General features: G+C 36.3%; 12 protein-coding genes. 10 read left to right on the top strand and 2 right to left on the bottom strand.

Annotated elements, in window-relative coordinates; translation table 11 throughout:
• Positions 1–93: 93 nt before the first annotated feature.
• From MKY69_RS07680 to MKY69_RS07660, 5 genes are read left to right on the top strand one after another with little or no spacing between them, the layout of a single operon-like run.
• Positions 94–1,350, top strand: a complete 1,257-nt coding sequence (locus tag MKY69_RS07680) for an ISL3 family transposase (RefSeq protein WP_017768237.1) — start codon at positions 94–96, stop codon at positions 1,348–1,350.
• Complete coding sequence (locus tag MKY69_RS07675) at positions 1,344–1,964, top strand: hypothetical protein (protein WP_340791309.1); 621 nt, start codon at positions 1,344–1,346, stop codon at positions 1,962–1,964. Before MKY69_RS07680 ends, MKY69_RS07675 begins: the two co-directional genes overlap by 7 nt.
• Positions 1,952–2,296 (top strand): hypothetical protein, encoded by a 345-nt coding sequence (locus MKY69_RS07670; RefSeq protein WP_003108146.1) that lies wholly within the window; start codon positions 1,952–1,954, stop codon positions 2,294–2,296. Before MKY69_RS07675 ends, MKY69_RS07670 begins: the two co-directional genes overlap by 13 nt.
• Positions 2,297–2,353: 57 nt before the next feature.
• Entirely contained in the window at positions 2,354–2,635 is a 282-nt protein-coding gene (locus MKY69_RS07665; protein ID WP_003108148.1) for a hypothetical protein, read from the top strand.
• A 46-nt stretch (positions 2,636–2,681) separates the two neighbouring features.
• Positions 2,682–3,029, top strand: coding sequence for a hypothetical protein (locus MKY69_RS07660; protein ID WP_037619431.1), 348 nt, complete (start codon positions 2,682–2,684; stop codon positions 3,027–3,029).
• A gap of 16 nt (positions 3,030–3,045) precedes the next feature.
• Here the strand turns inward: MKY69_RS07660 and MKY69_RS07655 are convergent, their stop codons facing one another.
• Positions 3,046–3,900, bottom strand: coding sequence for an HNH endonuclease (locus MKY69_RS07655; RefSeq protein ID WP_003108150.1), 855 nt, complete (start codon positions 3,898–3,900; stop codon positions 3,046–3,048).
• Positions 3,901–4,448: 548 nt separating this feature from the next.
• On the opposite strand from MKY69_RS07655, the gene hupY reads away from it, so the two are divergent.
• The 5 genes from hupY to MKY69_RS07630 all read left to right on the top strand — a co-directional run bounded on the left by hupY (position 4,449) and on the right by MKY69_RS07630 (position 12,022).
• Positions 4,449–7,790 carry a leucine-rich repeat adhesin HupY/LrrG gene (gene hupY, locus MKY69_RS07650; protein ID WP_340791307.1) on the top strand — a complete coding sequence of 1,114 codons (3,342 nt, stop codon included), beginning with the start codon at positions 4,449–4,451 and terminating at the stop codon, positions 7,788–7,790.
• Between the two features lie 349 nt (positions 7,791–8,139).
• Positions 8,140–9,102 carry a Gfo/Idh/MocA family protein gene (locus MKY69_RS07645; RefSeq protein ID WP_003108153.1) on the top strand — a complete coding sequence of 321 codons (963 nt, stop codon included), beginning with the start codon at positions 8,140–8,142 and terminating at the stop codon, positions 9,100–9,102.
• A 178-nt stretch (positions 9,103–9,280) separates the two neighbouring features.
• The gene (locus MKY69_RS07640) at positions 9,281–10,204 is read left to right on the top strand and encodes a magnesium transporter CorA family protein (protein ID WP_071519872.1); all 924 of its coding nucleotides are present in this window, start codon (positions 9,281–9,283) and stop codon (positions 10,202–10,204) included.
• Between the two features lie 16 nt (positions 10,205–10,220).
• Entirely contained in the window at positions 10,221–11,303 is a 1,083-nt protein-coding gene (locus MKY69_RS07635; protein WP_003108154.1) for an MmcQ/YjbR family DNA-binding protein, read from the top strand.
• A 14-nt stretch (positions 11,304–11,317) separates the two neighbouring features.
• Positions 11,318–12,022 carry a B3/B4 domain-containing protein gene (locus MKY69_RS07630; RefSeq protein WP_003107339.1) on the top strand — a complete coding sequence of 235 codons (705 nt, stop codon included), beginning with the start codon at positions 11,318–11,320 and terminating at the stop codon, positions 12,020–12,022.
• 27 nt (positions 12,023–12,049) lie between these two features.
• On the opposite strand, the gene argR is transcribed toward MKY69_RS07630, so the two are convergent.
• Positions 12,050–12,523, bottom strand: a complete 474-nt coding sequence (argR, locus tag MKY69_RS07625; RefSeq protein WP_003106066.1) for an arginine repressor — start codon at positions 12,521–12,523, stop codon at positions 12,050–12,052.
• Between the last annotated feature and the right edge of the window lie 38 nt (positions 12,524–12,561).

Raw genomic sequence — 12,561 nt, 5'->3', positions numbered from 1 at the left:
TGTAGAGATTATGGAGACTTTTTGAGTATATACAAAAAGTCCCATATGACCTATAATGAAAAGTGCTCAAACTATCATTTTAGAAAGACTCATATGGAACAACTAAATCTTATCACAAATTTTCTCAGAATTAAAGACAAAAATATCACTATCACTGATGAATATGATATGGGAACTCACTTAGAACTCCACGGTCACTTGGACTACACAGCCCCTAAATGCCCAAAATGCAAGGGACAAATGGCTAAGTACGACTACCAGAAAACTTCTAAAATCCCCTACTTAGAAACTGCTGGCTACCCTTTACTTATCCGCCTTAGAAAGCGTCGTTTCAAGTGTAAAGATTGCGGAAAAATGGCGGTCGCTGAAACTCCTCTTGTCAAGAAGAACCACCAAATCTCTGTCGCTGTTAACCAGAAAATCGCACAATTACTCATCGAAAATCAAGCAATGAAACATATTGCACACAGGCTATCAATTTCAACATCGTCAGTTATGAGAAAGCTCAATGAGTTCAAGTTTGAAACGGATTGGAATACCCTACCTGAGGTGATGAGTTGGGACGAGTATGCCTTCAAGAAGGGGAAAATGAGCTTCATCGCTCAAGATTTCGACTCCCTAAATGTCATCGCCATTCTCGACGGAAGAACTCAAGCAACCATCCGAAACCACTTTCTTCGCTATCCTAGAAAGGTTAGAAATCGGGTCAAAGTGATTACCATGGATATGTTTAGTCCCTATTATCAACTTGCTAAACAACTTTTTCCGAATGCAAAAATTGTACTCGATCGCTTTCATATCGTGCAACACCTTAGTCGTGCTATGAACCGTGTCCGTATTCAAATTATGAATCAATTCGACAGAAAATCGCAGGAATACCGAGCCTTGAAACGTTACTGGAAATTGATACAACAAGATAGCCGTAAACTCAGCGATAAACGATTTTATCGTCCTATGTTTCGAATGCATTTGACTAACAAGGAAATCCTAGAAAAACTCCTGTCTTTCTCCGAGGAACTACGACAACACTATGTACTCTATCAGCTTCTCTTATTTCATTTCCAAGAGAAGAACTCAGACCATTTCTTTGACCTCATCGAACAGGAAATAGCCATCGTTAATCCTATTTTCCAGACGGTATTGAAGACATTTTTAAAGGATAAAGACAAGGTTGTAAACGCCATGGAATTGCCTTATTCCAACGCCAAACTGGAAGCTACCAATAATCTCATCAAAGTCATTAAGAGAAATGCCTTTGGTTTCAGGAACTTTGAAAACTTTAAAAAACGGATTTTGATTGCATTGAACATAAAGAAAGAGAGGACGAAGTTCGTCCTCTCTAGGTGTTAGCTTTTCATCTACCCACTACAGTTGACAAAGAGCCTGTTTATTATACTGACAGTAAAGACATTGGTGTTATTGATCAACATATGACTTATGGTTATAAGTTAGAAAATGGACAAATTAAGGTCATTGATACTGATTTACCATTAGAAGTAAAAAATCCTCGAAAAGCCATGGGAGCTTTCTATAAGGACAAGAAAAAATTTCAAAAATCCGGTAAAGGCCTAAATTCGCATGAAAAAATCTTCCTAGATGCTGAACAAGCTACTGTGATTTCTAGTGGATTAGTTTCAACAGCACAGACTACTTATGATGAAATAAAATCTTCTGCGGATAAAGCGAATGAAGAAGCGGAAGAATTATTTAATACAACTTTAGAAATGCCGTTCGGTGTGACAGAGCTAAATGAAACAGAACTAGCAGAAGCTTACGAGATTGGTCAAGTAACCAAAGAAAGTATTGTTACCAAAACTGCGGAATACTTTAAAGAAAAAGTCAGTCATGCAGGAGAACAAGTGACTGCTTATACAAATTTAAAAAATGATATTGAAAAAGGTATTGCGTCAATGCTTGAAAAGGATAGTGAATTAGCTAGAGATTTTAAAGAATGGGAAAGTTAGAAGAGTTAGAACAAGCTTTATCATCTAAACATCTGGAATTGGAAAAACTAGAAGACAACTATCATCGTCAAGCTCATGACATTTCAGAACAGTTTTTTGAACTGGATTCAAAGCGGACGGAATTGGAAAACTTTTTTCAAGAGTCTTATGAAGCTACAAGTTATACCTTACGAAAAGATGACATAGTAGATGAAGATTCTTTTAGGTCATTAAATCAAATCATAGAGTCCTTTCAAACGGAATTAGATGATGGTTATAATCAAGTACATCAAAATTTGATTGAATTGGAAGATCAACTAGTCGTGATTATCAGAAAAAACGTAATCAACTAGAACAAAAAAATGCTCTTCAAAGAGAAAGATGTCATTTAGAATGATAGGAGTAAATGAATGAGTGTAGTTATGGATTTTCTTTTAAGAAAAGAAGACATGAAAGCAGTAAAAAAAGAATTGGATAAATTATTAGTCATCACTGTCCATGCTCCTCGTAAAAAAAGTAAACGAAGAGCTATAGTTTCTACTTATGACGTAGAAATTGAAGAAACAGCAACCACTGCCAAAGCTGCTATTACAGCAATTTCTGGACAAATTGATACTGCTATCAAAGGAAAGTTTAGAACCAAAGTTGAAACAGTCCTTGAGAATAACAGTACGAAATATGATGATTTGTAATATTTTCTAACAATAACATTGAATTGGAAATTAAGTTTCAAAAGAGATGAGTTCAAGATTTAAAGCACACTATGCAGCATATATTGAAGAAGATTATGAAAAAGCTATAACTGAAATTGATAGAGTTATTTCAATAAATCCAACAATACAATATGCAAGGTTTGTGAAGTTTGATATATCTGAAAAATTTGGAGATATAAAAAATATGAAGTCAATTATTCAATTCTTCGAAGAATCGGAATTGAGGTCTAAATATCATAATAATTATATATATATGAAATCTTTACTAATTAAAAGAGAAGATAGTGTTAAGGAAGCAAAAAAATATTTCAAAAACAATATAAAAAATTATACTGAACAAGCAAAAGAGAGATTTATTAATAGACTAGGATAAAATAATTTTAATTATTTTATCCTAGTCTATTTTCAACTATTTTTGTCAATTTTTCCTTATCTTCATTTAATTCTAGTTTATGAATTCTATAGTGACAATTTGGACATATTGCAATACTATTTTCAATTGTATCATGGCCGCCATTAGCTAGGTATTCAATATGGTGAACATGTAAAAAAGGCTCTCCATCAACTTCAAATGGTGCGGGTTGCTGACATAATTGGCAGATACCGTGCGCCAAAGACTTCACGTATTCCCTAATATAAGGGTTTCTATCATAAACTTGTGTACTTACTTTTCTTAAAATTGTATTTTGAGCATTCTCCTTACTATAAGAGAGTGCTTTTGTTAGTAATTCAGATTGACTGAAATTTTTGACAGTTTTACTTCTTTTTTTTATTTGTTTATCAATTTTAAATTCTTCTTCAATAATGTTTTCAATGGGTGGAGCATAAGTGGGATCAAGTAATTGTATTGGAAATTTAATTACTTTTCTTAAATAATTTTCACTATCAAATTCTTCATCGATATAAGCCGGTTCTACATATTTAACTTGTCCAGCAAAAGTCATTTCTTTTTCTTTAAAGACTTCAAATAAGAATATTTTAAGTTTAGGGTCATTATTCGATTCAGCTAATCTTTTATTTTGATTCTTAAATTTTTGATCTCCCGTTTGACCCATACCGGTGTAGTGTAAAACGTTATTAATCCATTTGTCTTTATATAGATTACTTTTTAGATTTTTTGAAATTAATACTAAAGTATGAGTTTTGCTAGAATACCTCATTCCTGACATTCTAGAATGCCTAAAAGCTTGTTCTAGATCTTCATTACTGTACACATGATTAACAACAAAATCATTTATTTCCATCTTATTTCTCCGATTTAATTATTAACTAAAGTATAAACAATTTAATGGTCATTTTCAAATTTTTGCTTTTCACCCTCGTCGCACCCTTTACGGGTGCGTGAATTGAAATTATTTGGGAATAAAAGATATGGTATTTTTTGCATGTCGCTCGCTTCTTGGGTGTGTGAACTCATTTTTTGGAATAATACAGGGAAGAAAAATAAGTCACAAAAATTTTCCCACACACCTTTCATATTATATACAGAAAATACTTCTAGTGCACTTGGGTCAAGTCAAAATAGAAGTGTTTTTTCTGACTAATGTGTAGTGTACTGCGCTTATTAGTGTTGTTTTTATTTTTTTATTCATAAAAATTAATGTTGCTTAAAAAAATAATTAAGGTATTGTAATTTTAGTTTTATTATGCTATTATTCAAAAAGTGATATTAGGTTCAAACTAAGACAGGGGATATTATTAATAATCTATAATTAAATCAATAAGTATTAAGGCTCTATATTTGATTGCCTTTATTATAAATTAGTTAGTAACAGAAAGGAACGTTGTGGTTATGAAAACTAAACCCATACTAATTACTTTGTCGCTCTTAACGGCGACAAGTCTTCTTTGTAGTCAGGAGGTCCATGCCAATGAGCTAGAGTCCAAACCTGTCGTTCATAATAATCAGTCTGCAAACGATGAGGATTGGTTTGAGGACGATGCAGATGATATTGTCGACAAACCAAGCATTGCGGATGATAAACCAGTCAATGAAGAGGTTTCAGACTTATTTGCCGAAGAACCAGCTCCGGCAAGTGAAGAAGTAGCAAAACCTGAAAAAGTCGTTCCTAGTGATCAGAAAGATCCTGAAGACTTAGAAGAAGTGACAAATTCTCAAGATCAAGCTAGTTCTATAGACGACAAGTCTTCAAATGCTAGTCAGGAAGGATTGACTGAAGAAAAAGAAGCAGTTCAGGAGGATAAGCAGCTAGCTTCAGAAAGTCCAGCTTTAGAGCCTGAAAAAGAAAGTCTTTCTCCAAAAGAAGCTGAAAAGGCCCCGCTGGTAAATGAGGAAGAGGAAAATAATCTAACTCGTCAGCCAATCAGTGGTTTGGACAAGAACCTTTTAGAAGATAAGCCGCAAGTCGAGCATAATTTAGCCCCGGCAGTTGAACCAGTTGAGTCAATCTGGAAGTTTTCTGATTTTATTATTAAAAATCAGCAAATCATTGGTTTCAGCAAAGCAGGTACTAACAAGTTAAGGCAAACAGGTCATCTTGTCTTGCCTGATAAAGATGAAGCTGGGAAACAATTTTTGAGAGTTGCCAGTTTTGCCTTTTCTCCAAATAAAAAGACAGCCATTCCGGATTATACTAGTCGACCAGGTGAAAACGGTAAGGTGGATAATCTTGATGTTGATCAACAACCAATTATCAATGAGGGAGAAGAATTTAGTTCTTATGCCCTAAAATCACTCACTATACCAGAAGGTTATACCTCAATAGGTTCAGATGCTTTTGCTGAGAATAAGAATTTAACACGCATCAATTTGCCACAATCACTAAAGTCGATCTCAGACTATGCCTTTGCCCATAATAATTTAAGTCAGATAAAATTGCCCTCATCTCTTGAAAAGATTGGCGATAATGCTTTCTTTGATAACCGTCTAAGTAAGGAGCTTGTTCTACCTGACAACTTAAAAGACTTAGGAGAACGTGCCTTTAAGTCCAACAGAATCAGTACACTTGTTTCAAAGAGTCCTTTTTTGAAAGTGTTTAAGGAAGCTGTCTTTGAAGATAATTCGATATCCAATATTGCTATTGAGAGTCCAATTGAGAAGATAGAAGAAAATGCCTTCGCTGCAAATCCGGGTGATGCTCACTATGGCAACTTTGTGGTTATTAAATTATCAAAATCAGCCAAAGAGATTAAGGTTATTGATAAGCATGTTTATGTTAATCCTAGTAAGGATAAAAAAACAGCTTTGCCAGATCTTGACGTGACGAAATGGTTGGTAGCTGATTTTACCTATGATGGGACAAGTGTTACAGGTTTTTCAGATAAAGGACTTTTAAAAATTCGTCACAATAAATGTTTAGAAATACCTAAGCTCAATGCTCAAGGAGAATCTGTCACAGCTATTGCTCCTAATGCATTTAGAAATGTTGATTTTCAAAATAAGACACTAAGAAAATATGATATTGAAGAACTTATCCTCCCATCAACAATCAAAACTATTGGAGACTTTGCCTTCCAATCTAATAATTTAGCCAGCTTTGAAGCCAGTGAAGAGTTAGAAGTCATTGGACAAGGTGCCTTTATGAATAATCAGATTGATGTTCTGGACTTAAACGAAAAGCTAAAAACAATTGGCGACGCTGCTTTCCATATCAACCGAATCCATGCCATCGTTATTCCTAAAAATGTAGAAAAGATTGGTATTTCAGCCTTTCGTCAAAATGGAGCCCAACATTTACTCTTTATGGGCAATAAGCTAAGTGAACTAGGAGAAATGGCCTTTTTATCAAACGCCTTGACAGATATTGACCTCAGTGGTTTGGATAATCTGAAGGTGATACCTGTACAAGCATTTGCGGATAACCTTTTGGAAAAAGTAGCCTTGCCACCTCACTTGGAAAATATCTCAGCTCAAGCTTTCAAGACCAATCAACTAAGTGAATTGGTGGTTCCGAATAGTCTACAAGGTATTGTCTTTAATGCTTTTGACCAAAATACTGGTCATCCGAAATACAATAAGGTACTTATTGAGACAAAAGATAAGCTAGTTTCACCACTGGCAGATGGCGACTTTTTCGTCGTCAATCCAGATCTCTTAAGTAAGGATAAGACTCCTATTGCAGATCTGCTCAAAAAAATTAAAGAACTTGACTTAGATCAGCTTCAAGAAACAACAAAGACCTACTATGTCGAATTAGCAAAAAGAGCTGAAAAACTCTTAAATAATAATAAGTTGTCACAAGGAGCACAGAACCAATTTGTCAAGGAAGCTAAATTCTTTATGTCTCGGATTGAATTGGATAAGAGCTTAAAAGAAGCTATCTCAGTCCATAAGAGTCATCCCCATTATAAAGATTCAAGTCTTTTGGAAGGCAAAATAGGAGAAGCTAAAGTTGCCTACACCAATAGTGCACTCTCTGAACAAAGAATTAATCGTCTGATCAAAGAACTAAACTTCTTAAGTAATTTGGTTAAAAATGATGGTAAGTTAGATTCACTGAACATGGTAGAAGGTATTTATCATTTGGAATCTCCACTACCAATTCCAGATTATTATATTGCTCTTAATCTCTATTTCGATAAGGAAGGTAAGATTGTCTTTGTCTTAGATAGAAGTGAGCAAGTGGGACAAAACCAATTTGATGACTATGGTAATCCAATTATGAATGTCGACGAAGACAATGAAGGCTATCACAGCTTGGCTATTGCCACTTTGCCAGATTATGAAGGACTTAGCATTCAAGATATTCTCCATAAAAATCTTTCACAACTCTCACAAATCAGGCCAGTTGATAAGGCAGCCTACCATAGGGAGGGGATATTCTTCGCCATCAAAGATGCTTGTCAAGATGCTCTTAAAGTCCTGGATGACAATGCTGCTAAAGTGTCACAAAAAGAACAAGCACCGTCAGAGAAGAAAGAATCAAGTGTTAAACAGCAAGATCAAGATATAGTAGCTAACAGCTTAGTTCATAGTAAAAGAACTAGTAAAACAGATTTAGCTGACCATAATAGCCAAGAGATGTCAGTCGAGACTAAAGAAAGCCTTCCTCAGACTGCTGATCAAGAGAGAAATTCTTTGATGATGTTAGGTCTATCCTTCATGAGTATAGTCTTACTACCCTGGAAAAAGATTAGAGCTGTTTTTTTGCTGGTAAGAAAAATGATAGAATAAAAAGCGTAAGCTGGTATTGTATTTCAAATAAGATGTCAATGGGTAATTTTTGGCTTGTCCAATTTGCTGAGAAAGAGAAGATAGTTTTTGAGAAAAATTAGCTTTTCATTTGATGATTACTATCATGTTATTTATTATAATGATTATTGTCTCATTTTTTATTCTTTTAGTTGTTTGAATAGAGTGAGACCATTCAAGATAGCCTAAGTTTACATCACATAAGAAGTTTTTTACATAATAGAAATGCCTGCCCCTTTGCTGAATCGTTTTCTTTTATCACCTCTGTCCATCTCTGCTTTTATTTCCAAATCATGTTATAATGAATCTATATGTGATAAAGGAGATTAGTATGGCGAAGATTAGGTATGGGATCGTGTCAACTGCTCAAGTTGCTCCCCGTTTTATTGAGGGGGTGCGTTTGGCAGGTAATGGGGAAGTGGTGGCTGTCTCAAGTCGCTCTTTTGAAGCGGCTCAAGAGTTTGCCCAACAACATGATATTCCTAAGGCTTATGGTTCTTTGACTGGTCTTTTGGCCGACAAAGATGTCGACGTCGTCTATGTGCCAACTATCAACAAGGACCACTTTAATGTGGCTAAGAAGGCATTAAAGGCAAACAAGCATGTCCTGGTTGAAAAACCCTTCACCTTAAAATTTGATGAGGCGCGTGAGCTCTTTGATATGGCTTACCGCCGGGACCTGTTTTTGATGGAGGCTCAAAAGTCGGTCTTCATTCCTTTGACTGATGTTATCAAAGAAACCCTTGAATCCGGTGAGATTGGGGAAGTCGTTTCGGTTTCATCTGTGACCTCTTATCCAAACATCGATCATATTTCTTGGTTTCGTGACCTGTCCGCAGGCGGTGGGGCAACCCACTTTATGGCGCCTTACGCACTAGCCTATCTGCAGTATATCTTTGATTCGTCCATTGAAAAGGCTGGTGGCATCGCCAACTTTCCTAAGAACCAGAGCGACAGCCAATCTAAGCTTATCTTACAGTTGAAGAATGGTGTCATTGCAGACATTTATCTCACGACAGACATTAAACGAAAACATAAAATGACCATCTATGGGACCAAAGGTTCGCTAGAGATTCCCAGCTTTTGGAAGTCGACGGCCGCTACGATCATTCATGAGGATGGCAGCCGCAAGCTGATTGAGGCGCCTATGGTCAGTGATTTCGCCTCTGAAGCCTTTCACGTCAGTCAGATGATCCAAGAAGGCGAGATCACAAGCCCAATCATGCGACCAGAAATGACTCTGATGGGCATCAAAATTATCGAAGACCTTTACAAAACATGGGGGAAATACTAAAAAAGCACTCTCGAGTGCTTTTTTTGAATATTAATGTTTCCAGTTTAAAAAACTGAATAGTACATACTATTAGTGTCTTAGGACTGATTTATTGCTTCGACTACTTTCTACTTGAGAAATGATTAAAATTAATTAATAATAGTAATAAGATTTAATCTTTGAATGAAAGGAGAGAAATATGACGGAAAATCAGAATCACAACAAACAGTCAATTGTTGAAATAAATTTAGATGAAGTTTCAGATACTGAGTTACAGCTGTATTTTGATACTGGCTTGCTTGATGATGAAATCATGGCCTATGCTAAAGATAAAAATGAGACTTCATTTATTGAACAAAATAAAGATCACCTGACAGCCGTCTTTCTGATGCTGGATGGCGATTATAATCATTACAAAGTTGGTGATATGCCTAGGACATTGCCTATTCTTATGACAATGAATCAGGACCAACTTTTAGTCTTGACCAATACTAAAACTAGTAAATTATATGCTAAGTTTAAAGACAATATTGATGACAGTAAAACACCACTATATCATTTGTTCTATATTCTTACGCTAATCAGTCAACAATATTTCCAATTATTGGAAAAAGTTGCCAACAAACGGGACAAACTGATTAAGGATTTACAAAAACGAGCCAATAAGAAGAATATTGCTGATTTAGCAAAATTGCAAACAGGATCAGCTTATCTTTTAATCTCAGCCCAACAAAATGCAGATATGTTGCTTGAGTTTAAAAACTTTAGTATGTATGACTCAGCTAGTGATCAAGAAAAGGAAGTATATTCAGACGCCTACATTGAAAGTCGACAACTGAAAAACATGACATCTTTGCATTCGAAAATGTTGAATGATTTATCCTCTTCATATAATAATGTACTTAGTAATCGATTAAATGATAATATGACCAATTTAACTATTCTTTCACTTGGTCTGGCTATCATGACTTCAGTAACTAGTTTCTATGGAATGAACATCAAGTTACCATTTGCTAAAGTGGATATTGTTTGGGTAATTATAACCATTTTATCAGCTATAGTTGCCATTGCATCCATGATTTGGATGCGCCGTTATGTTAGAAAAGATCATGATGATGATTAAGTAATGAAAGGAAGCTATGTATAATCCCGCTTTACTATTTTCCAAACAAGTAGTTGATTTTAATTTACTTGCTGATTTTGGTTTTATTAAGCAACCAGATCAATCCTATACTTACCAAACGACCATTATGGATGGAGCTTTTCAGGTTAACATTACAGTCTTTTCTAATAAGCAGATTGAAACAGATATCATAGACCTGGATATGAATGAACCCTATCACGCTATCTATGCTAATAACCGTTCTGGCTATGTGGCAGAAGTCCGACAGGCCTATACAGAAGTGCTTGAGGATTTTACTGGGCGCTGCTGTCAGGAGATGCCATTCTTATCTACTCAAATGAACAGAATGGCTACAAAAATCGCTGACAGCTTCGGCGATTCTTGGGACAAACCCTTCGAAAAAGCCAATGAGTACACTTCTTACCGGGTGGCTGGCAAGTGGTACGCCTTGGTTTATCCGGCTAAGGGAGAAAAGTTAGAGGGGATTGCCGACGACAAGAAGGACAAGGATTTTGAGGTGGTCAATCTCAAGGTCAAGCCTTCGGATATGGCGGAATTGCTGGCGCTTGAAGGCGTCTACCCCGCCTACCACATGTCCAAAAAATCCTGGGTTTCGGTCCTTTTAGATGACCAGATCTCAGACCAAGTCTTATGGAGATTGCTGAGTGAGAGTCGACGTTTGGTTGCTCCCTCAGCATTAGCGAATCCTGAAGGTGGCCCAGATTACTGGGTGATTCCAGCAAATCTCAAGTACTATGATATAGATCGCGAATTTGCAGCCAATCCAGAGATTCTCTGGACGCAAAAAGCCAGCATCAAAGCTGGTGATTACCTCTTTATCTATATTACGGCGCCGACCAAAGCCATTCGTTATGCCTGTCAGGTTTTGGAAGCCAATATCCCTAATAATGGCTACCGCAAGAAAACGGGGATCAATCAGTTGATGCGGCTACGGATGCTTGAATATTATCCAGACAATCAGATTACTTTTGATGTGATGAAAGCTCATGGGGTGACTGCCGTTCGTGGTCCGCGGAGGGTTCACCCTGATTTGCTTACTTACTTAAAATCACACCAGTTATTAAAAGAAAAATATTAAAAAGGAGACTAATTATGTCACAATTTATTGCAGATCAAAGCTTCTGGGAAATTTTTCCTGATGCCAAATTAGGTGTCTTGCTTTTGAAAAATTATGATGGTTTAGGCGAATCAAGTTCTGAAATTAAAGCACTTTTGGAAGAAAGTCACAAATTAGCGAAAGTCTATATTGATGAAGAGAATTTCAGTGACAGTGAAGTCGTTCAAACTTATCGTAAGGCTTATCAAAAATTTAAAACGAAAAAAGGTGTCCGTTCAAGCATTGAAGCCCTTTTGAAGCGTGTTTCTAATGGGCAAATGATTCCTTCAATTGATCCATTAGTAGACATCTATAATGCTGCAAGCTTGCGTTTTGGTTTACCGGTTGGAGCAGAAGATATTGATCGTTTTGTTGGTGATTTGCGTTTGACAATCACTGATGGTGGTGATGAATTCTATCTGATTGGTGATGAGAAGAACAATCCAACGCTTCCTAATGAGCTTTGCTACAAGGATGAAGCGGGCGCGGTTTGTCGTTGTCTTAATTGGCGTGATGGCGAGCGGACGATGATTCAACCACACACAACCAATGCTTTTGTGGTTATTGAAGCCATTAACCCAGCTGATGCAGACCGCATGCAAGAAGCTCTGTCATTCATCGAAGGCCAAGCCAAACTTAATTTAGGTGCCGAGACAGAAATGTATATTTTAGACAAGTCACTCTCAAGTATTCAATTATAAGAAAAAGGACAAGTGAGAGCTTGTCCTTTACTTATTACTAAAAAAGAATGGTGGGGTGTAATGACTTAATGTTTCATAACAACTTTGGGCTGCTTCGTGGTCTTCGCAGACAATTAGGCAGGTATCGTCTCCGCAGACGGTGGCTACGATTTCTGGAATTTGCATGGCATCTAGGATAGACCCAAATGATTGGGCAAGTCCTGGTAAGGTTTTTAGGACAATTTGATTTTGAACCACGCGAAGCATCACAAGGGCATCCTCCATGTAAAAGCGCAAGCGATGTTCCCAACGGCTTTGAGAAATAGATAAAGCTTCATAATGGGTTTCTGTTCCATTAGATACTTTTACCAAGTTAAGTTCTTTCATATCACGAGATAGGGTTGCTTGTGTGATATGGATTCCATTTTTTTTAAGGCGATCTTGTAGTTCTTGTTGGGTATGAATAGTTGTTTCTGAGATTAAAGAACGAATCAGTTGGTGCCTAGTCTCTTTTTTATTCATTTTCATTTTCCTTTAATTTAATACAAATATTAACCAGA

This window comes from Streptococcus sp. FSL R7-0212 (assembly GCF_038007985.1).
Taxonomy (GTDB): domain Bacteria; phylum Bacillota; class Bacilli; order Lactobacillales; family Streptococcaceae; genus Streptococcus; species Streptococcus parauberis.
The sequence above is the reverse complement of the archived record's forward strand: the minus strand, read 5'-3'. Positions and strand labels throughout refer to the sequence as shown.